Raw genomic sequence first — 24,791 nt, 5'->3', positions numbered from 1 at the left:
TGATTTAAAAGGCATGATCCGGTAAAATATGAAAGTCGGTTTTAACGTGTAAAAGAAGTTATTAGCAGCAAAAACCAGCCCGCCATTTCAAATGAAATACGAAGCTGGCTGATGGCCCGGTGAAGAAGGTTTCTGACAGACTGGTTATTAAGCTGCATCAGATTTTCAATTTCTTCCAGACTGAAATCATTATGATACCGCAGCTGAATAACCTCCTGCTGCCTTTTTGAAAGTTTATTGATCGCTTTTTGTAAACGCCCTATTTGCTGAACTTCGGTTTCCTGTGCCATGAGCTCCTGCTCGAAAGAAAAATCTTCGATGATATTTTCCAGAATACTATCGGCCGTCTGCGGCAGGATATCCGACTTTTCAATATTTCGTAAAATCCGGTTTCGGAGCGCGCGAAAAAGGTAAAATTTGATAGAATCGGTCTCCGAGAGATTTTCGCGATGCAGCCAGAGGTGTAAAAAAAGATCCTGTATACTGTCTTTGATCAACTGCCGGTTGGACGTTACCCGGTACCCATAACTCAGCAGATCTTCAATGTAAAGCTTATAGATACCAGCATACGCTTCCCTGTTACCTTCCCGGAAGGCATTCCACAAAAGCACATCTGAACCCGTAGCTTTCACCGTTTTAAATTGAAATTTTATTTATAATTATTATTCAAATAACCATATTTAATAAAATCGGGCAAATTTTGTCACCCGATGTAAATTAACCTCTAAAAAAGAGGTTATCAGGCGTAAAAGCTGTTATAAAATTGTTAATTATGAAATCGCGATGCGTGACTGCCGGCGTAATATTTCTTTTGCCTTGATCAGTTGGTTTTTAACCGTGTTGGTAGAAATGTTCAGGTACGTGGCAATCTCTTTGTAAGACTTCCCTTCCTCAATGTTTAGTTTCAGTATCTGGCGACGTTTTTCGGAAAGACAGTCAACCGCAACCTGAAGAAACTGGATCCGCGCTTCTTTGTCATCACTGTCCTCGTCGTTCATGATCGTCATCCGATCCACGTATTGTTTTCTGAGCAGCTGGTCCTTCTCAAATTTTTTGAACTGATCAAAAATCTGGTTCCGCAAACTCACAAACAGATAAGCCTGAAAACTGTGCTCCGGCTTGATCTGGACTCGGCGGTCCCATATTTTGGCAAATACATCCTGAGTAATATTTTCGGCCTCTTCCTCGTCTTTGAGTAAAGTCGTGCAAAATTTGAGCGCCGGCGAACGGAAATGCGTGTACAACTGGGAAAATGCAGCTTCGTCTCCCTGGGTTACGCGGTAAAGGATTTGTTCATTAGGAAAGTTCATAGGATTAGGAAGTAAGGATTTATAACAATCATCAGATTTCACTCAGACGTTAACCAATTCAGGTTAAAACGATAATGTATGCTACTGCTTATCAAATGAATAAGATTGTCGGGCGACTGCGTCAGTGCCAGATATCCCCTTGGTTCTGCGTGTGTCGAATCCATTTCAAAAGCGCCGGTCCAGGCACCTCCGTTCAGGTATCTTTCTTTTTTGTCCGTTAATAACTTTTTGACAGGCCATGTTTTTCCTTCGTCGTAAGAAAGCGCCGCAAACATGCCGTAACCTTTGTATGTATTGCCTTTGGCATCTTTGAAAGTCATTCCGATTTTCTGTTCATCTGTTTCCTCCGGATGGTGTGTGAATGATATTACCAGTAACGGTCCTTCATTCAGCCGGTATAAAATCAGACGCTGTCCGCCGGCGACAGGCGGGAAATCCGACGCCGAATAGCTCCAGGTTTTTCCCATATCTTTTGAAATACTGGCAGGCATCCTGAAACCCGATCCTTCCTGTGCCTCAATGTTGTTATTTCTTCCAAGTGCAAACAGGCTGCCGTCTTTGAGCTGAACAACACCTGCATGAATGCCGGCGATCAGTCCCCCAGATTTCCCTTCCTTAAAGTCGGGCGTTTCCTTACCCAGATACGGATTCACCCAGGTTTTTCCCTGATCCTTGCTGATGTGTATGGCCGTACCACCGACAGGGCCCGGGTCCGCATCACCTGCCTGGACAAGCCAGCCTTCTTTGGTTTGGATCATTCCTGCAATAACCTGGTTACGAACCTGATGCTCAGGATCTGCCAGTGAAGGTGCGCTCCACGTTGCGCCGTTATCCTTACTCGTGCGTAAAACCATGGCCAGATTCTTCCAGTCACCATCCGTTTCCACACCATTCATGTGATACAAAGTGCCCTTTCCATCATCAAACAGCGACGTTCCGGTCATATTCCGGTCGGGGACTCTGAAAAACTCGGAAGGTTTGTCCCAGTTATTCTGCCCCGCACGCAGGCGGCTTGCCAGAATAGTCATTTCACGTCCGGACTCCTGATTCGTAGAAAACCATGCAGCCAGCAAATCCCCATTAGCGCACCAAGTAATAGCCGGACAGTGATTATGACCGAAAAAAGGCACTTCATCAGCACATTCCGGTTTGTTCACATAACGGATCGGCTCCATGAACACCGGTTTGCTGTCTGTAATTTTCTTCCAGCTGTGCATTTTTTGCGAAATATTCTGGTAAACCAGTGTCGTAGGCTCAACAGGCAGTGGTTTTGTTTCGGGCAAATCCCCTTCAACGATCCTGAAACCCAACTGAAAATGTTTGTCCTCCGGAATCATTGCCATACGGTTGGACGATCGCAGATACGCCACAGGTGTTCCGTGACTTCCTCCTCTGGTAACGCGATACAAACCGGAGATTCTACCCACCGGGTTATTTTGCTCGCCGGCAGCATAACTCCCGTACCAGTCGTAACACCATTCTTCTACGTTTCCGTGAAGATCGTATAATCCAAATTTGTTAGCCTCGGCCTGGGCTACTTTCAACGAAACAATTACAGGCTCACGGTCTGTTTTCTGACTTTTCAAATGTGCTTTGGACAAAAAACGGCCCGTCGAAAAATCTGTAACTGCTCCCGCTCTGCAAGCGTATTCCCATTCAGCTTCCGTAGGGAGCCGATATTTTTTCCCTTCTTTTTTACTTAACCATGTACAAAAAGCAATGGCGTCGTGGTAATCAACAAAAACGACTGCTTCGTTATCTTCCTTCGAAAAACCGTCTTTTCCTCTGAATTTTTTGTGCGCAGGATCGAAAGCTTCGTATTGGGCATTGGTTATTTCGGTTGAAGCCATTTTAAAAGGCCTTGTAATCGTCACCCGATGCACCGGATTTTCATCTTTGTTTTCACCTTCACCCTCAGCGCCCATGTAAAACTTTCCCGCAGGAATATCCACCAGCTTCATACCCAGAGAATTTGTCTGCTGTGCAAAAGCTGTCTGAGTGATCAAACCTGCCAGAAATGTTATACGAATCCAGTTCATTTTTAATAATTTTATTTTACAAGATATGGGGCAAAAATACTCGTTATCCCCAAATCACTCTGAATCTTCTCAATCTCCGTCAGTAAATCATCCATTTCCAGTTTTAACGAATCGGTAAGCACTCCCACTTCTCTTCTTGTATAAGTCGAGATCGGAAAACCACGTTTTTGTAAACTGTATTTGGCAATGATCGGATAAGCCGTGTGCACGATATCCATGGAATCGATAAAAAACTGCTGCACTTTTTTCACCTCTTCCTGGCGGTCGGGGTTATTGAAATGCTCGCAAATCCAGACCACGAGTTCAGGATAAATATTCCCCTGAATACAGGAAAGTCCTGCCGCTCCTGCCTGCAATGACGCGACTGCATTAACCATATAGGCATCATAAAGCCCAAACTGATATCCTTCGGCAACCTGAATCCTGCGTTTCACTTCATCAAGATCCAGACAAGTATCTTTATGGTAAACAACCTTCCCGGTTTCAACCAGTTTTTCAAGGATTGTACTCGGAATCAATCGTTTGTAAGGCACCGGACATTCGTAAAAACCGAGTGGAATATCACCCGTGGCCGCAATAAGTTCCAGCGCATTTTTAAGAAAAATCTCATCGGATTCATCCTCAGCAGCGATAAGACCCGATATTACAATAACCGCCTGTACGCCGGTATCATATATACGTTTTACAAATTCTGCCTGCGTTGCGATAGCACCGCCAAAGGTTCCGGTGGCTACAACCGGCACTCGCCCTGCCACCTGCTCAACCACGGTTCTGGTCACGTCAATTCTCTCCTCCTCGCTCAATTCATACATTTCGCTGGACAAACAGTTGGCAAAAAGTCCGGCAGAGCCCGCGTTTAAATAAAATTCCGTCAGCGTTTTCAAGCCTTCATAATCAACTTCTCCTGATTCAAGAAAGGGAGTTAACATGACAGGAATAAATCCTTGCGGCAAAGATGTAGTAATAGCAGTCATACCAGTTTATAGTCAGTAAGAATCAAATAGTGTCAGATATGCGTTGCCGGCGGTAAAATTTACCGGCTATGGTTTACAATGGCCACATTTAACGCGGCCTGTATGAATAAAATAAGCGTTTTCTCAGGAAGTATGGCCGTCTGCAACCACTTCCTTTTCAACTTCGATCGTTTTCCCTTTTAGCCGTGTCAGTAATAAACCTCCAAGAAAAATAGTCAGTGTCCCCACTACCATCACCATGTTCTGATGAAGCGGGTTCCGTAAGTACGAATATTCATCCGGCAATTTGGCTGAAAATGTCATCCAGATAATCACCACAATCCCGATTAAGGTAGCCGTGAGCGCCTCTGCATTTTTGGTGTTTTTCGAAATAATTCCGAGGAGAAATAACCCAAGCATACCGCCGGCAAAAATCCCGGATAACAACCACCAGACATCCAACACACTTTTTACACCGATCATAGCAATGCCTGTGATCATTCCCAAAAGTCCGAAACCCGTCGTAGCAATGTATAACAGCTTCATGGATTGCTTGGAATTCATGTCTGTCTTAACGTACCGTTGATAAATATCAACCATAAATACCGTCGCCGAAGCATTCATTCCGGAGCTTATAGTACTCATAGCGGCCGACATAATTGCTGCAATGATCAATCCAAGCAGACCTACGGGAACTTTCGTAACCATAAAATGCGGCATCACCTTATCGCCAATATCTGCGGGTGTCAGCGTCGATGCGAGTGTGCGAAGCGCTTCCGGTGTTCCGTTTGGCAAACGTTCTGCCGCGACCTGCATCTGAACGGCACTCAGCAACTCCGGATTGCTTTGATAGTATGCAAACAAACAGGAACCGAGTACAAAAAATATCAGCGAAACAGGCAGGTATAAATAAACGCAAAGCCAAACCGAACCTGCTGCTTCTTTGATGGATGACGTGGTATGATAACGCTGAACATAATTCTGGTCCATCCCGAAGTTGTTCAGGTTCATGAAAAAACCGTACAAAAGAACGACCCAAAAGGACGATGTTGTAAAATCCGGTGCAAAACTTCCGAGACTGAATTTGTTGTCAACTTTTCCAATGTCAATGATTCTGGAAACACCACCATCCATTCCGGAAACGACGAGATACAATATGATTAACGCACCGGCAGTTTTAATGACTCCCTGAACCACTTCCGTCCAGATTACCGCCTCCATGCCGCCCATTACCGTATAAAGAACGATGCAAATACCAACTACGATCATTATCGTAGCCATCGGATAACCGGTCAATGCTTGTAAGCTGAGTGCAATTCCGAAAAATATCGAGCCCATTCTGGCCAGCTGCGTCAGCAGAAAACATACCACGGCATACGTCCGGGCCCAGGGGCCAAAGCGGTGTTCTAAATGGGTATACGCTGAAACGGCTCCTGTATTCCTGTAAAAGGGGATAAAAAACTTTGTCGCAACCCAGGCCGCCAATGGCATCGACAAACTAAAAACAAACGAATTCCAGTTGCTTCCAAAAGCTTTTCCCGGCACGCCGAGAAATGTATTGCTGCTTAAAAAGGTAGCATAAATAGAAATACCAATTGCCCAGCCGGGAATTTTTCCGGAAGCTTTGGTAAACTGGTCGGCGGTAGTATTTTTTCTTGAAAAATAAATACCAACAGCCACCATCCCTACCAGGTAGGCGATAACAATAATCAGATCGATAACGGGCAAGGATTTCATTCTACTTTTTTAATAAGTATAACTTAATTGCAAATAAACAGGATTAACTTGATGTATTTATGTGGTTTTATACCCTGTTATTGTACGATATTATCATACTATCAAGTTTTCACCCGGTTATCCTGTCAATGGCCCCTATTCTTCCTTGTCTTTGAACAAATAACCAATCCCGACAGAGGAAATGACGATCAGTGATAATAACAAAATTTTGGTTCCTAATCCTTCATTCGGATGTTCCAGCAGGTAACGGATTTCCTGAGCTTCCCGGCCGGCCCAAACAGCCAGAACGGTTCTTGGAATCATGCCCAACGTCCCGCCGGCAAGCACCTGAGGCAATTTTGCACCAACAACGTTGAAAAATAAGTTGGTTATCGTAAAAGGAAGAACAGGAGAAAGTTTGGCGAAGAAAATTAAACGAAACTGGTTGGCCCGGAATTTCTTAATCAGCGATTCGATCTGAGGATAAATTTGTACGAGATAAACACGAATGGATTCGGCCTGGAAAAAATCAGCCAGTATATAAAGGAAGCCTATCGCACCGAGATTCAGGATAAACAGATAAGGAACGGCATACCAGCCCAGAAAATATCCAAATACCAACGCCAGAAAAGTAGGCGGTGTCAGCGCAATGGCAGACGTAAAAGTAAGGCCCAGTGTAACCAGCATCCAGGTGCCGTAGGTCCATTCGCGTAAAATTTCTTCATGCGCAATGGCAGAAGCAGTAAGCAAAGAAGTAGTTACTAAGGGAACAACAGTGAGTAAAACACTTACAACCAGCGGTAAAGGAAGTTTTTTTACTAATAAATTTGCCAAAAGAGGATATTTTTAGTCATTACAAACATTTCAGATATCAAATTAACCACATCTTTCTGTAAAAGGTTTTTCCGGTAGCTTATCTTTGGTTTTTTTACCACACAGCTGACTGGTTTCAAGACAAAATATATATTATGAAATTCGCTACCAAAGCCATACATGCGGGTGTTGAGCCCGATCCGACGACGGGTGCTATCATGACGCCAATTTACCAGACTTCCACCTATGTTCAGGAAAGTCCGGGCAAACACAAGGGATATGAATATTCCCGTACCCATAATCCTACGCGGACTGCTTTGCAAAATGCCCTGGCCGCTTTGGAAAATGGGAAACATGGCATTTGTTACGCTTCCGGCCTGGCAGCAACGGACGCGGTACTAAAATTGTTCCGTCCCGGCGACGAAATTATCGCCACCAATGACATTTATGGTGGTACCTACCGGATCATGAAAAGGATTTATGAGCCGTTCGGTCTTGTTTTTCATTTTGTGGATATGAGCGATGTCACAGCCATTGAAAAAGTAATTTCTGAAAAAACAAAGATGATCTGGGTGGAGACACCAACCAATCCGCTGCTGAAAATCATTGATATTGAAGCCGTAACCAGAATTGCAAAAAACGAGGGAATTCTGAGCGTTGTGGATAACACTTTTGCTTCGCCATATCTTCAAAACCCGCTGGATCAGGGTGCTGATATTGTGATGCATTCTGTTACCAAATATCTGGGCGGACATTCGGATACCGTGATGGGCGCTTTAATTGTAAATGATGATGATCTTGCCAAACAACTGGCATTTATTCAAAATGCAAGCGGCGCGGTGCCGGGTCCGCAGGATTGTTTCCTGGTTTTACGGGGTATCAAAACTTTGCATGTACGAATGCAGCGGCATTGCGAGAATGCGAAAGTTGTTTCAATGTGGCTCGAAGATCATCCAAAAGTTGGAAAAGTTTATTACCCCGGGCTAACTTCCCATGAAGGCCATCAGCTGGCTTCACGGCAAATGCGCGGGTATGGTGGAATTGTTTCCTTTGAATTAAAAGGTGATAACTACCAGCAAGCAGTGAAAGTAATGGAAAGTCTGGAAGTATTTTCCCTTGGAGAATCGTTGGGTGGCGTTGAATCACTTTGCACGCACCCGGCCAGCATGACGCACGCCAGCATTCCAAAAGAAGAAAGAGAAAAAGTCGGGTTAAAAGATACATTGATCCGCCTGAGTGTCGGGATTGAAGATGTCGCAGATTTAATCGCAGATTTGCAGCAGGCAATCGGATGAGAATTCGATTCTCTTTTGCATTCCAAAAGCAAAACCATTACTTTTGATCTCTATTTTTTAGCAAAACTTACAAATTCGTTTTTCATGGAATTAACAGGAACTGTCATCGCTTTACTCCCTGAGGTAAATGGTCAGGGTAAAAACGGAACATGGCGGAAGCAGGAATTCATTCTTGAAATCCCTTCCCAGTATCCAAAAAAAGTATGCATTTCATTGTGGGGTGATAAAATCGATCAGGCTGGCTTACAGGTGAATGACGCTGTAACTGCATCCATTGACGTAGAAAGCCGCGAATACAACAATCGCTGGTACACAGAAGTAAAAGCCTGGAAAGTTGACAAAGCAGGTGCAGGAAACGGTGGCGGAGCTTCTTACAACGCGGGAAACAACAACAGCACTTTGCCTCCGGTGACTACTTTTACCGAAGACGAATCAGACGATCTTCCTTTCTAAGACATCATTATAATATGGCGATCCACCGTTCGGCGGCGGATCGCTTTTATTTTGGTTTTCAGGAAGCCATGGCCACTGTAAAATAATCCAGCACTTCATGCGGATGCACCTCCAGCACATTGGCCAGTACCAGCATCACCAAAGTATTTGAAGCCATTTTTCTGGAAATTCCGGCGGTAGCTGCAAACAATTCGACCGTAACGGTTTTCTTTTCGTCCAGCAGCTTCATCAGTTTCTCTTCCTTATCTCCGTACTGAAAACTTATGTCCCGCTTGAAACGGCCACGGCGCATAATCTCCCGCATTTCCTTGCTTGCCTGGATGGATTTGTCCGCCACACGCACATAAGCCTTTCGGATCCCTGAGGAATCCACCACATAATGCGGCTTGTCTGGGCTTCTGGGGATCGTCAGGACCAAAACTTCCCGCTCCGTATCGATAGGGATTTTTTCCAGCCTGTAATCAAGTTTGGGGAAACAATAGGTGTTTATCGCTTTGACGAGTGTGTATTCATCTTCATCTGAATCCTTCACTCCTTTTATCGTCCTGTCGTCTCCAATACCGACGAATAATTTTCCACCGCCAGAATTGGCGAAAGCGACTAGTTCCCGGACGATTTTTTCAGGGTGATTAGATTTCAATTTGAATTCCACGTGATCACCCTCGCCTCTTCTGACCAACTCTTTAAGCAATCGTAGTTCCATCAATTGGCCTGGATAGATACTTAAACTATGAAAAAAACAATTTCGGCTTCTGGCAAATGCTTTTCATAATAACGTTAACAAGATACATTCCTTTCACGGTATTAAAAAAATATTAACGGATTAACTCCGCCAGAAACCCATTTTTATAATCCTAAAAACAATGCCCGCAACGATTTCCGGGACCGGTAAAAAACAAAAAACGGCACCTATTGGCGCCGTTTTTTCTTAATATTCATCTTCATTAAAGAAGAAGTCGTCTTTGGTCGGATAATCCGGCCAAATTTCCTCAATGCTTTCATAAGGCTGACCATCATCTTCCAATTCTTGTAGGTTTTCAACTACTTCTAACGGAGCGCCTGTTCTAATTGCGAAGTCAATCAGCTCGTCTTTGGTAGCTGGCCAAGGCGCATCTTCAAGGTATGATGCAAGTTCGAGAGTCCAGTACATAATTTTTTTCGCCTATTAAATAGTTACTTAATTTTTTCAGGATTGCAAAAGTAAAAAAATTTGCATCTTTTAATAATTTTAAACAAAAAATATTGAAAATAATTGTTTTTTATGTTTAATATTTTTCTTAATCAGGATAAGCGTTTGAATATCATAAATTTACCCAAATTCACTCATGTTCTTCCACTTGCTCTGATATCACTAATGTTATACAAAAAGCGTTCCCGCTAATTCGCCGGCATTTTGTAGAAATAACTCCTATATATCTTCCAAGACAAAATCTTTTGTAAATTCCCCCATCATTAGAATTAGAAAAATATGACAATTGAAGTTTGTGCATATTCTCTCGAGTCTTGTATGAATGCCCAGGTGGGTGGTGCAGGACGCATTGAATTATGCGGGGGCCTTGGCGAAGGAGGTACAACTCCCAGCGCAGGACTTATTGAAATGGTGCTGGAACATATCCAAATTCCGGTTTTTGTGATGATCCGTCCGCGTGGCGGTGATTTTGTTTATGATTTTTTTGAAGAAGAAATCATGAAAAGAGATATTGCCGTTGCAAAAAAACTCGGTGCACAGGGTGTTGTGTTAGGTATTTTACTCCCTGACGGACAAGTAGATATAGCCCGTACGAAAGCACTCGTAGATTTCTCATTTCCTATGAAAGTAACTTTTCACCGCGCTTTCGACCTGACACCCGACCCGGTTAAGGCTTTAAAAGCAGTGATTGAAACTGGCGCAGAACGAATTCTCACATCGGGCCAGAAACCAAGTGCACCGCTTGGCATAAAAACACTGGAACAGTTGGCGAAAGCGGCAGGCAGCTCTATTGAGATTATGGCTGGGGGCGGTGTCAACCACAATAATGCGAAAGAGCTAAAAGAAGCCGGTGTACACGCGCTGCACCTGACGGCCAAATCGTTCAGGCCCGGCCGACAAAAATATTTCCCGGCAGATATCTCCATGGCCGGCGAAAGTCCGGACGAACGTTCAGTATTATATAGTGATTTAAATCTTATTGAAGCGATAGTGGAGGCGGTAGCGGATAAGTAACAAGATACATAGCAGGAATTTTTAACCTAAGTCTCCGCAATATGAAATTTGTCAAAGCTGTTTTATCAGTAATAGTCGCAATAGGTTTAGTATATGCATTGAACAGACCATGGGGAAAGGTTCCTGCTCTGGGTTCGTTTTTAAGTCCGTTTACCGGATTCTGGCAAAACGGGGAAAAACTTGCTGATCCGGGAGCAGAGATCGAATTGAAACTGGATAGTCTCAAAGATGAGGTAACCATCCGCTTCGACGATACCGGTGTACCACACATTTTTGCTAAAAATGACTTCGATCTTTTTTATGCGCAGGGTTACATCACCGCAAAAGACAGGTTATGGCAGATGGACGTCCAAACCAGAGCGGCATCCGGCAGATTATCGGAAGTCCTTGGACCTGCCACTTTTGAACTGGACCAGAGAAGCCGCAGACTCGGAATGGCTTACGGTGCTGAGGTTAATATCAAAATAGCATTGAGTGATCCCAAATCGAGAGAAGCTTTGCTCGGTTATACGGCTGGCGTTAATGCGTACATCAACCAGCTTTCTCCGAAAGATTATCCGGTGGAGTTCAAATTACTGAGTTACAAACCTGAGCCGTGGAAACCCATCAATACCATGTACATGCTGGAACAGATGACGCTAACCCTTGCAGGAAGGTCAAATAACCTGAACATGTCCAACATTCTCAAAAAATACGGAAGCGAGGTTGTAAACGATTTGTTTCCCGATTACCCCATGTTTCAGGAAAGTCCGATTATTCCCGCTGGTACACCCTGGAATTTTACACCCGTCGCGATCCCTGAAAATAAACCCGGCAATACCAAAGACACCGTTTTAACCAATGAATATCCGAAGGAAGAGCCAAAACCCGAAGGAATTGGCAGCAATAACTGGGCAGTTGGGCCGGGCAAATCAAAAACCGGTTATCCCATTCTGGCCAATGATCCGCATCTGGAACTGACACTCCCGTCTATCTGGTATCAGGTCCAGCTGCATTCCCCTGATATGAATGTTTACGGCGTTTCATTGCCCGGCATTCCCAGCGTGATCATCGGTTTTAACCAGAATATTGCCTGGGGTGTGACCAATGTGGATGCGGACGTTTTTGACCAGTATAAAATTACTTTCAAAGACACCACACAAAACAGCTACTGGTTCGACAACCAATGGAAACCAACCCGTAAACGGGAAGAAGTTATTTACATCAAAGGCCAGAGTGAGCCGTTCCGCGAAAACGTCACTTATACACACCACGGCCCCATAACCGCTTATACGGACGATAGCAACGGCACGATAAACCTGGCTACCCGATGGATTGGTCATGAACCGGGTAACAGCTTTCTTACTTTCTACGATTTAAACAGAGCAAAAAATTACGACGATTATCGTAGTGCCCTGGCCAAATATGTAGGTCCGGCGCAGAACTTTGTTTTTGCCGATAACGGTAAAAATATTGCGATCACCGTTAACGGAAAACTGCCTTTAAAGCGAAAAGAACAGGGCAAATTTTTACTCGACGGCACCAATCCGGACGACGATTGGAAAGGCTGGATTCCGGCAGCACAAAATCCGTTTGTGAAAAATCCTCCGAGGGGATTTGTAAGTTCGGCCAATCAATCGTCGACAGATCAGACCTATCCTTATTATATCAACTGGATTTTTGCTCCTTCGGAACGGGCGATACGGATTAACGAACGTCTGGAAAAAATGACGGCAGCCAATGCCGACAGTCTGCGTATGTTACAGAATGATAATTTTAATGTACTTGCCCGGACAGTTCTTCCCAAGCTCCTTTCAATACTGCAAACAACGCCGCTGAGCGCTACTTACAAAGCAGCACAACAGGTTTTGACAGACTGGAATTACCAGAATTCTCCTGACGCCATTGCTCCTTCGATTTTCGAAGAATGGATGCCGGCATTGAAAAGTGCAGTTTGGGATGATGAATTTGATTCACCCAAAGCGCCGATGGCCTACCCTTCCCGGGACCGTCTGGTGTATATGATATTAAAACAGCCCAATGAAAAATGGTTTAACAATATTAAAACGCCGCAAACGGAAACATTAACCGACGTAACAGTCAGCAGTTTCAAAACTGCCGTGGATACGTTAATCGCTCGGCATGGTGCTATGAGTCCCTCATGGCAATGGTCCGAAGTAAAAAATACCGAGATCCGGCATTTGAGCCGTAGCCTGAAAGCCTTTAACGCACCGCATCTTAAACTGGGCGGTGGCTCGGGTATTGTCAATGCCATAACAAAAAGGAATGGCCCTTCGTGGCGGATGGTGGTAGAGCTTGGGCCGACACCCAAAGCTTACGGGATTTATCCCGGCGGTCAGTCCGGAAATCCGGGTAGTCCTTATTATCTCAACCTCCTCGACAAATGGGAAAAGGGTGAGTTAAACGAGCTTATCTATCTGTCGTCTCCCGATCAGAAAAACCAACATCTTACATCACGGGTAATCCTTAAAAAGAAATAATCTATGAACTTCGTCATCATTTTCATCGTCACCGCGATACTTCAATTTTTCACACCCTGGTGGACAGTTGCTTTGATTCCCTTCGTTATTGCGGCATGGCGGCCCACAACCTCATTGAAATCTTTTGCCACGGGTTTTCTGGCCATTGCCTTGTTATGGTTTCTGTATGGGTTATACCTTCATATCAGTTCCCAGGGTTCTATGTCCAACAAAATTGCAGAAATTTTTTCTCTGCCCAACGGCATCTTGTTGCTGATCGTAACAGCCATTGTAGGCGGACTCGTTGGCGGGTTATCCGGATTATCGGGTTATTTTGCCAGAAAAGCGACGGCATAAATCCTGATGACCTGAGAATTTTGTGATAAACTGATCTTATATCAGGTCTGGCCAATTTAAAGTAGCGTAAAAAACTACGTAATTGTAGGCCTTGAAACACAAATCATTATATTTGCGGCTCTTTCTAAAAAAACAAAACCTTAAAAACGTGAATAACAATACTTCGTTAATTTGGAACATCGTGCTTAGCATAGCCGTAGCGGTGTTATTTTTCTTACATTTCTCAGGAAATAAATCAGAAGCAGTGTCAGGATCAGACGGAGGAGTGGTAGCTGGCCGTCGCACTGTTTATGTACAGGTCGATTCTCTTTTGACGAATTACGATTATTTTAAGGATGCTAAAAAAGCGCTTGAAAACAAACATTTCCAATTGGAAAATGAATTGAATACAAAAGGACGCTCTTTGCAAAATGAAGTTGCTTTCTTCCAGCAAAAAGCGCAGACCATGACACCGGACCAGGCTCGTTCAACAGAGGCTCAGCTGATGAAAAAACAGCAGGATCTTGTTGCTTACCGTGACCAGGCTATGGCAGGTCTTCAGCAGGAAGAAGCTGGTAAAAATGAAGAATTGTACAAGCAGATCAGAGCCTACATTGAAAAATATAACAAAGACAATAAATACGAATACGTATTAGGTTATTCTTTGGGTGGCGGAATTTTGTTCGCTGACAAATCGCTTGATGTTACTCAGAAAATCATCGAAGGTTTGAACAAAGCTTACAAAGAAACAGATGCTGGTAAGGCTTCTGCGGATACTACTGCTAAGAAATAATCCTGATTAGGCAGGATAAAATATTTTGATTGAAAGGCGTCTGATTCCGATCGGATGCCTTTTTTCATGGATTGAAATCCATGGCTACAAGATCGGTCGTGCCTACGGCACTTTGCCTTAAAACAGAAAGAGACGGCTTATCCATTTAAGCCGTCTCTTTCTGTTTTATTATATTCTTAATCCAAATGGATTCCTTTGCCTTTCTAAACCGCTTTCGAAGAAACTTTTGCTCCCAGATATTCACGGTTCATACGTGCGATATTCTCGAAGCTGATTTCTTTTGGACATTCAGCCGAACATGCGTGGGTGTTGGTACAGTTACCAAAACCTTCTGCGTCCATCTGAGCAACCATTTTCTCCGCACGAATACTGCGCTCTGCCTGACCTTGCGGCAACAAAGCAAGCTGTGATATTTTGGCAGATACGAACAACATCGCAGAAGCATTTTTACATGCCGCTACACAAGCTCCGCAACCGATACAGGCAGCAGCGCTAAATGCGTCATCAGCATCTTCTTTTGCAATAGGTAAATTGTTTGCATCCTGTGCATTTCCTGTATTTACCGACACGAAACCACCTGCTGATATGATACGGTCAAAACCATCACGATCTACAACAAGATCCTTGATAACCGGAAATGCTCCGGCTCTCCATGGCTCCACGGTAATTGTATCACCATCCTGGAAAGAACGCATGTGCAACTGACAAGTTGTTACGCCTTTCAAAGGTCCGTGTGGCTGTCCGTTTATAAACATAGAACACATTCCGCAAATCCCTTCACGACAATCGTGATCGAAAGCGACCGGTTCCTTATTCTCTTCAATTAATTGTTCGTTAAGAATATCGAACATTTCAAGGAAAGACATATCCGGAGAAACGCCATCCAGATTATAATTCTCAAATCCTCCTTGTGTATTTGTATTGCTTTGTCTCCACACTTTAAGCGTAAGACGCATATTGCCTGCACTCATTTGTCTAAACTGTTAATGATTAACTATTAACGAAATTTATTTTAGTTATAAACTCAATGAAGGACCTTAGCTAACAGCTAAATGCCAATAGCTAACGGCTATTTATAACTTCTCTGAGCGATTTTGATATTATCGTAAACAAGGTCTTCTTTGTGAAGCTCCCATTTTTCGGAATCGATATGCTCCCATGCTGACACGAACATAAAGTTTTCGTCGTCACGAAGTGCTTCCCCTTCCTCAGTCTGGTATTCTTCACGGAAGTGGCCACCGCAGGATTCGTTACGGGTTAATGCATCAATACACATCAATTCACCCAACTCGATAAAGTCTGCAACGCGGTTTGCTTTGTCAAGTTCAGGGTTAAAATCACCGATTTTACCCATTACTTTTACATCCTTCCAGAATTCTTCACGTAAAGCGCGGATTTCAACAATCGCTTCTTTCAATCCTTTTTCATTACGTCCCATTCCACATTTGTCCCACATGATTTTACCCAGGCGGCGGTGGAATAGTTCAGGAGAAGTATTTCCCTGAATCGAAATTAACTTTTCAATTCTGTCTTTTACTTCCTTTTCCGTTTTTACGAATGCTTCGTGATCGGTTGAAATATGTCCGGTTCTGATCTCACCTGCAAGGTAAGCTCCAACCGTGATTGGAATCACAAAATAACCGTCTGCCAAACCCTGCATCAACGCAGAAGCTCCCAAACGGTTCGCACCGTGATCTGAGAAATTCGCTTCTCCCAATGAATACAAACCAGGAACGGTTGTCATCAGGTTATAATCAACCCAAAGTCCACCCATGGTGTAGTGAACCGCCGGATAAATACGCATAGGCACTTCGTAAGGATCTTCTCCCGTGATCTGCTTATACATATCGAAAAGGTTACCATACTTTTCTTTCACTACAGCTTTACCCCATTCCAGAATCTGGCTTTCAGAGGCATTAGTAATGTTATTTTTATTCGCTTCTCCCTGTCCGTAACGGTGGAAAGCAGCAGAGAAATCAAGGAATACCGCCAATTTGGAAGTACCCACACCATATCCTGCATCACATCTTTCTTTCGCAGCGCGGGAAGCGATATCACGGGGAACCAGGTTACCGAAAGCAGGGTAACGACGTTCCAGGTAATAATCTCTTTCGTCTTCCGGAATAGCATTTCCGGCACGTGTATCGTTTTGTTTTTTCGGAACCCAGATACGGCCATCATTACGAAGTGATTCTGACATCAAAGTCAGCTTCGACTGATGCTCACCCGATACCGGAATACAGGTCGGGTGAATTTGTGTAAAACATGGGTTTGCGAAGAATGCACCACGTTTGTGCGCTTTCCAGGCAGCCGTTACATTACTACCCATCGCGTTGGTCGACAGATAAAATACGTTGCCGTAACCACCTGTACAAAGCAAAACCGCGTGTGCAGAATGTCTTTCCAATTCACCGGTAATCAGGTTTCTGGCGATAATACCACGGCACTTTCCGTCGATTTTCACAACATCCAGCATTTCGTGACGGTTGTACATGGTAATTGTTCCCATCCCAACCTGACGCTGTAAACCGGAATAAGCACCTAACAAAAGCTGCTGTCCTGTTTGTCCCGCCGCGTAAAAAGTACGCTGAACCTGCACCCCACCGAAAGAACGGTTGGAAAGAAGTCCGCCGTATTCACGTGCAAAAGGAACACCCTGCGCAACGCACTGGTCAATAATATTTCCGGAAACTTCCGCTAAACGGTGCACATTGGCCTCACGTGAGCGATAATCTCCTCCTTTAATCGTATCGTAAAAAAGACGGTGAACCGAGTCCCCGTCATTCTGATAATTCTTTGCAGCGTTGATCCCTCCCTGTGCAGCGATCGAGTGCGCACGGCGTGGTGAATCCTGGAAACAAAATGCTTTTACTTTATATCCCATTTCCGCAAGCGTAGCAGCGGCAGAGGCTCCGGCCAAACCGGTTCCTACTACAATCACTTCGATATTACGCTTGTTGGCAGGGTTTACCAGAGGTACTGACGATTTGTATTTTTCCCACTTATCTTCCAGCGAGCCTTGAGGTATTTTGGCATCCAGACGAGATGAAGTTGCCATATATTTTGAAATGTTAATTAACCTGAAAAATTAGATTCAAAAATTTAATCAAAAACATTCAACGATTGCATCAGCGTAATTTTACACTGACAGTCAAATGCCTGGGATTTAATAAACCCATCCAAAGAATATAGAAATAGGCATCAGTGCGAAAAGAACCGGGATCACGATTGAAAAAGCAACACCTACGAAATGAATCGCACCGTTGTATTTCACGTGGTATAGGCCCAATGATTTAAATGCACTTTCAAACCCATGCAATAAATGCCAGAAAAGCGAAAAGCAGCCTGCAACATAGATCAATACCACCCATACATTCTGGAAAATATCGAGCATCATCTGGTACAGATTCAATTCTTCACCGGTAGCAAATTGATTGGTACGGTTTGGAATCCAGAAATGTGAGGTGTGGATCACCAGGAATATCAAAATCAGAGTTCCCAAAAGTCCCATACTACGGGAATACCATTTGCTGTTTGCGCTGGCATTACTTACCGCATACTTTACAGGTCTTGCGTCGTTGTTGGCTTTTGTAAGCCAAAGACCGTCAGCAATGTGTAGAAGGAAACCTAATACCAAACCAATTTCAAGCGTGCGGATAATGGGATTGGTACCCATGAAGTGCCCCCAGTGAGAAAATGTTTCACCCCCATCGTTGTAAAAAATCATTGCATTAATGGTGGCATGTATTACCAGGAAACTGATCAGAAATAGACCGGTAAGCGACATGATCAGCTTCTTACCGATAGAACTTGTTAACGCTTGTGTAAACCAAGACATAGCAAACACGAATAGTTTTAGTACAAAAAAATAAGGTATATTTAGAACCTTTCAAAGGTATGGCACAAACGTTAGCAACACAATAAAACAGGATCATTTTTGTGTAGTGCTTTACAATTTATAATCATTATTAAATACCCTTTGTATGAATTATTAACGGTTGAAATTCATTCGACTAACTAAACGGTAAAATTTAATCAGAAAATTTGCCGCAATCAGACCCGATATTACGAATAGATAAATACATTTTAATTCAGATTTTTCGTTCATATTTCAGTGATATTGACGTTATGTATTTTTATTTTTAATATAAAAATGTTTGTTTTAACAGATATCACCACCGTTATTTAATATTGCATACATTCGATGTTCCGACTTGACATGTTTGCCTCTATCCTGAATAAATTATTTAGTATGCGCCATAATCTACGATTTCAGTTTTTACTGCTAATTCTCATCAGTTTTGCCTTTGGAAACAAGGCCTTCGCCACGCACTCCCGGGCTGGCGAAATAACGGCAAAACGTGTTCCGGGTAACCCTTTGGCTTACGACGTTACGTATACTGGTTATTTCGATGTGAGTCCCGCAGGTATCGGCGCTGCTGACAGCCAGACATTTGTACTCATGTATTTTTATGCCGGCTCGACTGACGGTGCAACGGCTACCCCAAGACAGGTAGATCGTATAACGTCGCTGACACGTAATATTGGCAACAATACCACGCAGAATATCTACACCACCCGTTATGTTTTTCCGTCTGCCGGGAACTGGAATATATCCGTCACGATCGACAACCGGAATGCCAACATTTTGAATTTAGGGCCGGGGTCAACAGACCGGCTGAATTTTTACGTGCATACCACCATCGTCATCAACTCATTTGTAGGTTTAAACCAGACACCCGTTCTCTTAAACGCTCCGATTGATATTGCAGCCGTTGGCCAGCGGTTTATCCACAACCCGGGTGCTTTCGATGCAGACGGTGACAGTATCGCTTACAGACTTTATACACCACAACAAAGCACACGCAGAGGTGGTTTAGGTGAAAATATCGCTGGTTATAAACATCCTAACCTGGCTTTTCCCCCCGGCTCAACCGAAGGTGGACAAAGCCCTGCTACTTTCAGTATTAATCCCATAACCGGGGATCTCATATGGGATGCCCCCAATACCAAAGGGCTCTATAACGTCGCCTTTGTCGTCGAGGAATGGCGACAGGGGATCAAAATTGGGGAGATTGTCAGGGATATGCAGATCATTGTCGAGGACGCAAAAAATGACAGACCAAAGCTCGACCTGCTGCCTGATATATGCGTCGAGGCCGGGACGCTGATCAACCAGACCGTCAAAGCCACCGATAAAAATGGGGATAAACTCACGCTTACCACCAGCAGCGGGGTCTACCAGGCTACCGCACTGATCTCACCGGCTTATGCCACATTCAGTGTGCCACAACAGGGTGCGCAAGGGACGGTCACCGGGCTCTTCTCCTGGCAAACCGGGTGCAGCCACATCCGGGAAGAACCTTATGATGTGCTCTTTAAGGTCGAGGACGGACCCGTTGCCGGAACTCCGAACCCTGCCCTGTTCAGAAAACTCGTTGATATCACCACGTTAAGTATCCGGGTTTATGGCCCGCAGCCCGTTAACCTCAGGGCTGTACCCGTTACTGATGCCGCCGGAAAAGCGTTCAGGGTGAGCTGGGATGCTTATAAATGTCAGATACCAGGTGCCAAAATATCCATTTACAGAAGAGAAGGTTGTCGGGTCATTCCGATTGATGTCTGCTCTCCGGGGCTACCTGCCGGATCTGGTTACGAAAAAATCGCCAGTGTGGGCGTAGGTGAGTTATTTTATGTGGATAACAACAACAATACAGGTCTGAAAGCAGGTATTTCATACAGCTACCGGATCGTTGTAGAGTTCCCAAGACCAGGTTCTAATATCACTGAACCCGGATATCTGGCAGGCGGTGGTGAAAGCCTTGTTTCCGAGCAGGTTTGTATCGAGGTGCCTTTGCAGATGCCTGTTATCACCAACGTGACTGTTGATGCTACCAGTGAAACAAAAGGTGAAATTACCGTAAAATGGATCAAACCAGCGCTTCCGGAAGGAGCCTCTATACCGGCACAGTATAAATTGTTCCGTGCAACAGGTTTAAACGAAAGTGTTTATACCAACATTGCCACCATCAATACGAACCTGGCAGCAGGTGCGCCGGATACCATCTTCGTTGATAAAGACCTGAACACCGTAGCCAATGCTTACCGGTATAAAATTGAATATTATTATACAGAAGGTGGAAAACTGGTAAAACTCGATGAAACCGAAGCTGCGAGCAGCGTACGTTTATCGCAGGGACCCGCCAGTCCGACCACCATCAGGCTGAACTGGACGGCCAATGTGCCATGGAGCAACGATGGCAGGAAGCACAGGATTTACAGAGAAGACAAGTCAAAACCCGGAACTTTCAACAGGATCGCGGAAGTATCCGTACAAGGGCCGCAGACTTATACCTTCACCGATGACGGAACGGATAAATACGCGCAGGATGGCACGGTGAACGTGGTAATCGCCAAGGATTCGGTTTATTGTTATAAAGTAGAAACAGAAGGTTCTTACAATAACTCGCAGATCAAAGTCGATCCGCTTTACAACTTCTCACAGATCATTTGTATCTCCGCTGCCGATACCACCAAACCCTGTGTGCCGGTGCTGGCGATCGATGTGCTGAACTGCGATAGTTTAAAGGCCGATTCCTTCTGCGGACAGAAAACATTTACCAACAATCTGTCCTGGACTTATCCACAGTCGGCAGGCGGAAAGGATTGCGACCAGGCCATTGTCGCTTACCGGTTGTATTACACCCGGTACGAAGGTGATACTCCGACGCTTTTAAAAGAAATCACAGCACCTGTGGCTACGTCTTTTGCACACGAAGGCCTGACTTCTTTTGCCGGATGTTATTACGTGACGGCCGTTAACAAATACGGAACAGAAAGTGCGCCAAGCAATACTGTCTGCAAGGATAACTGTCCGATCTTTAAACTGCCCAACGTAATCACACCAAACGGGGACGGCAAAAACGATCTGTTCAAACCATATGATTGTCCGAGTTTCGTTCAGTCGCTTGAATTTAAAGTGTTCAACAGATGGGGCGCCAAAGTGTTTGATACCAAAGATGTCAACATCAGCTGGAACGGACAAACCAACTCGGGAAGTGACCTGGCCGCAGGACAATATTACTACGAAGTCACCGTCTACTTTGAGTCCGTGCAGAAAGGTGGAAAACCGGCTCAGTTTAAAGGATGGGTACAGCTGCTTAGGTAAGCGTCTTTTCCTCTAAATAAAAACAATAAGCCCGATTCTTTCGAATCGGGCTTATTGTTTTTATTATCAATTAGTTACAAATAACATCAAAATATAAATCCGCTCATTGAAAAACTGACATACAGGAGAATTAATAAATATGTATCTGATCATATACATTCATACACTATCAATACACATTTTTGAATTAATTTTCGTTCAATACATAACGCCGGAAATAGAAACTTTAAAAATGATTTCTCCGGCGATAAAAGCCCTAAGATGGCAACCTCTGTCTATTTAAAAAGTCATAATACACATGCGCTCAATTTTACAGTTTCTATCACTACTGGTTATAGTTTTTGGTCTCTCTATCAATCAAAAAGCCTTTGCAACACATGCAAGAGCCGGCGAGATAACAGCCAAACGGGTTACCGGCAACCCATTAACCTACGACGTAACGTTCACGGGTTACTTTGACGTAACCCCAGGAGGGGGAAAAGATGCCGCCGATCATCAGGATGATGTGAATATGTATTTTTACACAGGCGCTTCTGATGGAGAGAAGCAGACTCCTATCAAAGTGCTCCGTTTGGCGAATGTCAATATTGGCAACAACACCACACGGAATACCTACACAACCCGTTACACTTTTAGATCCGCCGGTAATTGGAACATATCTGTTGCCATTGATAATCGGAATGTCGGCATTTTGAATTTAAGTCCCGCTCCCACAAGTAGCCTTAATTTCTACGTGCACACCACCATTGTCATCAACTCATTTGTAGGTTTAAACCAGACACCCGTTCTCTTAAATGCTCCGATTGATATTGCGGCAGTCGGCCAGCGGTTTATCCACAACCCAGGCGCCTTCGACGCAGATGGTGACAGTATTGCTTACCGACTTTATACACCACAACAAAACATCACTGGTGGTGGATTAGGCACCAACGTTGGCTACAAACACCCTAACCTGGCTTTTCCTCCCGGCTCAACTGAAGGTGGCCAAAGCCCCTCGACTTTCAGCATGAACCCCATTACCGGTGATCTCATCTGGGATGCCCCCAACACCAAAGGGCTCTATAACGTCGCCTTTGTCGTCGAGGAATGGCGACAGGGGATCAAAATTGGGGAGATTGTCAGGGATATGCAGATCATTGTCGAGGACGCCAAAAATGACAGGCCAAAGCTCGATCTGCTGCCCGATATATGCGTCGAGGCCGGAACGCTGATCAACCAAACCGTCAAAGCCACCGATAAAAATGGGGATAAACTCACGCTTACCACCAGCAGCGGGGTCTATCAGGCTACCGCACTGATCTCACCGGCTTATGCCACATTCAGTGTGCCGCAACAGGGTGCGCAAGGGACGGTAACCGGGCTCTTCTCCTGGCAGACCGGGTGCAGCCACATCCGGGAAGAACCTTATGATGTGCTCTTTAAGGTCGAGGACGGGCCTATTGCCGGAGCGCCAAACCCTGCACTATTTAGAAAACTAGTGGATATCACCACGTTAAAAATCAGGATATATGGCCCGCAGCCGGTCAATCTCAGAGCAGTGCCCGTTACTGATGCTTCCGGAAAAGCATTCCGGGTGAGCTGGGATGCTTATAAATGTCAGGTTCCCGGAGCTAAAATATCCATTTACAGAAGGGAAGGCTGTCGGATTGTCCCCATCGATCCATGTATACCGGGGCTGCCCGCAGAATACGGTTACGAAAAAATCGCCAGTGTTGGTGTGGGTGAATTATTTTATGTCGATAACAACAACAATACAGGTCTGAAAGCAGGTATTTCATACAGCTACCGGATCGTTGTAGAGTTCCCAAGACCAGGTTCTAATATCACAGAACCCGGATATCTGGCCGGCGGTGGTGAAAGCCTTCCCTCCGAGCAGGTTTGTATCGAGGTGCCTTTGCAGATGCCGGTTATCACCAACGTCACTGTTGATGCTACGAGCGAAACAAAAGGTGAAATCACCGTGAAATGGATCAAACCAGCGCTTCCCGATGGAGCGTCGATCCCTGCTCAATATAAATTGTTCCGCGCCACTGGCCTGAACGGAAGTGTTTATACAAACATTGCTACCATCAATACGAACCTGGCAGCAGGTGCACCGGATACCATCTTCGTTGATAAAGACCTGAACACCGTGGCCAATGCTTACCGGTATAAAATTGAATATTATTATACAGAAGGCGGGAAACTGGTAAAACTCGATGAAACCGAAGCTGCCAGCAGCGTACGTTTGTCGCAGGGACCTGCCAGTCCGACCACCATCAGACTGAACTGGACGGCCAATGTACCATGGAGTAACGATGGCAGAAAGCACAGGATTTACAGAGAAGACAAATCAAAACCCGGAACTTTCAACAGGATCGCGGAAGTATCCGTCCAAGGGCCGCAGACTTATACCTTCACTGATGACGGAACGGATAAATACGCGCAGGATGGCACGGTAAATGTGGTGATCGCCAAGGATTCGGTCTACTGTTATAAAGTAGAAACAGAAGGTTCTTACAATAACTCGCAGATCAAAGTCGATCCGCTTTACAACTTCTCACAGATCATTTGTATCTCCGCTGCCGATACCACCAAACCCTGTGTACCGGTGCTGGCGATTGATGTGCTGAACTGCGATAGTTTAAAGGCCGATTCATTCTGCGGACAGAAAACATTTACCAACAATCTGTCCTGGACTTATCCACAGTCGGCAGGCGGAAAGGATTGCGACCAGGCCATTGTGGCTTACCGGTTGTATTACACCCGGTACGAAGGTGATACCCCGACGCTTTTAAAAGAAATTACAGCACCCGTAGCTACGTCATTTGCACACGAAGGCCTGACTTCTTTTGCCGGATGTTATTACGTGACGGCCGTTAACAAATACGGAACAGAAAGTGCGCCAAGCAATACTGTCTGCAAGGATAACTGTCCGATCTTTAAACTGCCCAACGTAATCACACCAAACGGGGACGGCAAAAACGATCTGTTCAAACCATACGACTGTCCGAGTTTTGTCCAGTCGCTTGAATTTAAAGTGTTCAACAGATGGGGAGCCAAAGTGTTTGATACCAAAGATGTCAACATCAGCTGGAACGGACAAACCAACTCGGGAAGTGACCTGGCGGCAGGACAATATTACTATGAAGTCACCGTCTATTTTGAGTCTGTGCAGAAAGGCGGAAAACCGGCTCAGTTTAAAGGATGGGTACAGCTGCTTAGATAAGCGTCTTTTTTCTTTCACTTTCAAGTCGTTAATTTGCAGCCCGAT

At 44.6% G+C, this 24,791-nt stretch carries 19 protein-coding genes; 8 read left to right on the top strand and 11 right to left on the bottom strand.

Translation table 11 applies throughout. From position 1 onward, the window contains the following. Positions 1-41: 41 nt before the first annotated feature. The 6 genes from M1L62_RS10055 to M1L62_RS10030 form a co-directional block, all read right to left on the bottom strand. The gene (locus tag M1L62_RS10055) at positions 42-632 is read right to left on the bottom strand and encodes an RNA polymerase sigma factor (RefSeq protein ID WP_254412908.1); all 591 of its coding nucleotides are present in this window, start codon (positions 630-632) and stop codon (positions 42-44) included. Between the two features lie 138 nt (positions 633-770). Then, complete coding sequence (locus M1L62_RS10050) at positions 771-1,310, bottom strand: RNA polymerase sigma factor (protein ID WP_254412907.1); 540 nt, start codon at positions 1,308-1,310, stop codon at positions 771-773. 38 nt (positions 1,311-1,348) lie between these two features. Then, positions 1,349-3,349 (bottom strand): SUMF1/EgtB/PvdO family nonheme iron enzyme, encoded by a 2,001-nt coding sequence (locus M1L62_RS10045; RefSeq protein WP_254412906.1) that lies wholly within the window; start codon positions 3,347-3,349, stop codon positions 1,349-1,351. A gap of 11 nt (positions 3,350-3,360) precedes the next feature. Next, positions 3,361-4,323, bottom strand: a complete 963-nt coding sequence (locus M1L62_RS10040) for a dihydrodipicolinate synthase family protein (protein ID WP_254412905.1) — start codon at positions 4,321-4,323, stop codon at positions 3,361-3,363. A gap of 123 nt (positions 4,324-4,446) precedes the next feature. Beyond that, positions 4,447-6,039 carry a sodium:solute symporter family protein gene (locus M1L62_RS10035; protein WP_254412904.1) on the bottom strand — a complete coding sequence of 531 codons (1,593 nt, stop codon included), beginning with the start codon at positions 6,037-6,039 and terminating at the stop codon, positions 4,447-4,449. Positions 6,040-6,174: 135 nt separating this feature from the next. Next, positions 6,175-6,852, bottom strand: coding sequence for a VTT domain-containing protein (locus M1L62_RS10030; protein WP_254412903.1), 678 nt, complete (start codon positions 6,850-6,852; stop codon positions 6,175-6,177). A gap of 134 nt (positions 6,853-6,986) precedes the next feature. Here M1L62_RS10030 and M1L62_RS10025 point away from each other — a divergent pair, with 134 nt between their 5' ends. Then, the gene (locus M1L62_RS10025) at positions 6,987-8,126 is read left to right on the top strand and encodes a cystathionine gamma-synthase (RefSeq protein ID WP_254412902.1); all 1,140 of its coding nucleotides are present in this window, start codon (positions 6,987-6,989) and stop codon (positions 8,124-8,126) included. Positions 8,127-8,210: 84 nt separating this feature from the next. Next, positions 8,211-8,579, top strand: coding sequence for a DUF3127 domain-containing protein (locus tag M1L62_RS10020; protein ID WP_254412901.1), 369 nt, complete (start codon positions 8,211-8,213; stop codon positions 8,577-8,579). A gap of 58 nt (positions 8,580-8,637) precedes the next feature. Here the strand turns inward: M1L62_RS10020 and M1L62_RS10015 are convergent, their stop codons facing one another. Both M1L62_RS10015 and M1L62_RS10010 read right to left on the bottom strand, forming a co-directional pair. After that, positions 8,638-9,282 (bottom strand): AlbA family DNA-binding domain-containing protein, encoded by a 645-nt coding sequence (locus M1L62_RS10015; protein WP_254412900.1) that lies wholly within the window; start codon positions 9,280-9,282, stop codon positions 8,638-8,640. A 225-nt stretch (positions 9,283-9,507) separates the two neighbouring features. Then, positions 9,508-9,729 (bottom strand): DUF2795 domain-containing protein, encoded by a 222-nt coding sequence (locus M1L62_RS10010; RefSeq protein WP_013927448.1) that lies wholly within the window; start codon positions 9,727-9,729, stop codon positions 9,508-9,510. A 318-nt stretch (positions 9,730-10,047) separates the two neighbouring features. On the opposite strand from M1L62_RS10010, the gene M1L62_RS10005 reads away from it, so the two are divergent. From M1L62_RS10005 to M1L62_RS09990, 4 genes are all read left to right on the top strand, one after another. Further along, positions 10,048-10,782: a copper homeostasis protein CutC gene (locus M1L62_RS10005; RefSeq protein ID WP_254412899.1), complete on the top strand. Its 735-nt coding sequence runs from the start codon at positions 10,048-10,050 to the stop codon at positions 10,780-10,782. 41 nt (positions 10,783-10,823) lie between these two features. Next, on the top strand, positions 10,824-13,262 hold the full coding sequence (locus tag M1L62_RS10000) for a penicillin acylase family protein (protein WP_254412898.1): 2,439 nt from the start codon (positions 10,824-10,826) through the stop codon (positions 13,260-13,262). A 3-nt stretch (positions 13,263-13,265) separates the two neighbouring features. Next, positions 13,266-13,598: a hypothetical protein gene (locus M1L62_RS09995; protein WP_254412897.1), complete on the top strand. Its 333-nt coding sequence runs from the start codon at positions 13,266-13,268 to the stop codon at positions 13,596-13,598. A gap of 148 nt (positions 13,599-13,746) precedes the next feature. Continuing rightward, complete coding sequence (locus tag M1L62_RS09990; RefSeq protein WP_254412896.1) at positions 13,747-14,370, top strand: OmpH/Skp family outer membrane protein; 624 nt, start codon at positions 13,747-13,749, stop codon at positions 14,368-14,370. 203 nt (positions 14,371-14,573) lie between these two features. On the opposite strand, the gene M1L62_RS09985 is transcribed toward M1L62_RS09990, so the two are convergent. The 3 genes from M1L62_RS09985 to M1L62_RS09975 all read right to left on the bottom strand — a co-directional run bounded on the left by M1L62_RS09985 (position 14,574) and on the right by M1L62_RS09975 (position 18,208). After that, positions 14,574-15,326, bottom strand: coding sequence for a succinate dehydrogenase/fumarate reductase iron-sulfur subunit (locus M1L62_RS09985; protein WP_254413387.1), 753 nt, complete (start codon positions 15,324-15,326; stop codon positions 14,574-14,576). Positions 15,327-15,439: 113 nt separating this feature from the next. Beyond that, positions 15,440-17,428 carry a fumarate reductase/succinate dehydrogenase flavoprotein subunit gene (locus M1L62_RS09980; protein WP_254412895.1) on the bottom strand — a complete coding sequence of 663 codons (1,989 nt, stop codon included), beginning with the start codon at positions 17,426-17,428 and terminating at the stop codon, positions 15,440-15,442. Positions 17,429-17,536: 108 nt separating this feature from the next. Then, positions 17,537-18,208, bottom strand: a complete 672-nt coding sequence (locus M1L62_RS09975; RefSeq protein WP_254412894.1) for a succinate dehydrogenase cytochrome b subunit — start codon at positions 18,206-18,208, stop codon at positions 17,537-17,539. Positions 18,209-18,622: 414 nt separating this feature from the next. Between M1L62_RS09975 and M1L62_RS09970 the strand changes: the two genes are divergently transcribed. Together M1L62_RS09970 and M1L62_RS09965 are read left to right on the top strand one after the other, a co-directional pair. Then, positions 18,623-21,538 carry a T9SS type B sorting domain-containing protein gene (locus M1L62_RS09970; RefSeq protein WP_254412893.1) on the top strand — a complete coding sequence of 972 codons (2,916 nt, stop codon included), beginning with the start codon at positions 18,623-18,625 and terminating at the stop codon, positions 21,536-21,538. A gap of 298 nt (positions 21,539-21,836) precedes the next feature. Then, positions 21,837-24,746: a T9SS type B sorting domain-containing protein gene (locus M1L62_RS09965; protein WP_254412892.1), complete on the top strand. Its 2,910-nt coding sequence runs from the start codon at positions 21,837-21,839 to the stop codon at positions 24,744-24,746. Positions 24,747-24,791: the final 45 nt, after the last annotated feature.

This window comes from Dyadobacter diqingensis (assembly GCF_024220585.1).
GTDB classification, from domain to species: domain Bacteria; phylum Bacteroidota; class Bacteroidia; order Cytophagales; family Spirosomataceae; genus Dyadobacter; species Dyadobacter diqingensis.
Note: the sequence above shows the minus strand (reverse complement) of the source record. Positions and strands in the feature narration are given on the sequence as shown.

Excerpts from the sequence above, each read along its gene's own strand:
- M1L62_RS10025 (WP_254412902.1), top strand. The coding sequence starts at position 6,987 with ATGAAATTCGCTACCAAAGCCATACATGCGGGTGTTGAGCCCGATCCG.
- M1L62_RS09985 (WP_254413387.1), bottom strand. The coding sequence starts at position 15,326 with ATGCGTCTTACGCTTAAAGTGTGGAGACAAAGCAATACAAATACACAA.
- M1L62_RS10000 (WP_254412898.1), top strand. The coding sequence starts at position 10,824 with ATGAAATTTGTCAAAGCTGTTTTATCAGTAATAGTCGCAATAGGTTTA.
- M1L62_RS10050 (WP_254412907.1), bottom strand. The coding sequence starts at position 1,310 with ATGAACTTTCCTAATGAACAAATCCTTTACCGCGTAACCCAGGGAGAC.
- M1L62_RS10035 (WP_254412904.1), bottom strand. The coding sequence starts at position 6,039 with ATGAAATCCTTGCCCGTTATCGATCTGATTATTGTTATCGCCTACCTG.
- M1L62_RS10020 (WP_254412901.1), top strand. The coding sequence starts at position 8,211 with ATGGAATTAACAGGAACTGTCATCGCTTTACTCCCTGAGGTAAATGGT.
- M1L62_RS10015 (WP_254412900.1), bottom strand. The coding sequence starts at position 9,282 with ATGGAACTACGATTGCTTAAAGAGTTGGTCAGAAGAGGCGAGGGTGAT.
- M1L62_RS10040 (WP_254412905.1), bottom strand. The coding sequence starts at position 4,323 with ATGACTGCTATTACTACATCTTTGCCGCAAGGATTTATTCCTGTCATG.
- M1L62_RS09995 (WP_254412897.1), top strand. The coding sequence starts at position 13,266 with ATGAACTTCGTCATCATTTTCATCGTCACCGCGATACTTCAATTTTTC.
- M1L62_RS10045 (WP_254412906.1), bottom strand. The coding sequence starts at position 3,349 with ATGAACTGGATTCGTATAACATTTCTGGCAGGTTTGATCACTCAGACA.
- M1L62_RS09965 (WP_254412892.1), top strand. The coding sequence starts at position 21,837 with ATGCGCTCAATTTTACAGTTTCTATCACTACTGGTTATAGTTTTTGGT.
- M1L62_RS09980 (WP_254412895.1), bottom strand. The coding sequence starts at position 17,428 with ATGGCAACTTCATCTCGTCTGGATGCCAAAATACCTCAAGGCTCGCTG.
- M1L62_RS10010 (WP_013927448.1), bottom strand. The coding sequence starts at position 9,729 with ATGTACTGGACTCTCGAACTTGCATCATACCTTGAAGATGCGCCTTGG.
- M1L62_RS09970 (WP_254412893.1), top strand. The coding sequence starts at position 18,623 with ATGCGCCATAATCTACGATTTCAGTTTTTACTGCTAATTCTCATCAGT.
- M1L62_RS09975 (WP_254412894.1), bottom strand. The coding sequence starts at position 18,208 with ATGTCTTGGTTTACACAAGCGTTAACAAGTTCTATCGGTAAGAAGCTG.
- M1L62_RS10005 (WP_254412899.1), top strand. The coding sequence starts at position 10,048 with ATGACAATTGAAGTTTGTGCATATTCTCTCGAGTCTTGTATGAATGCC.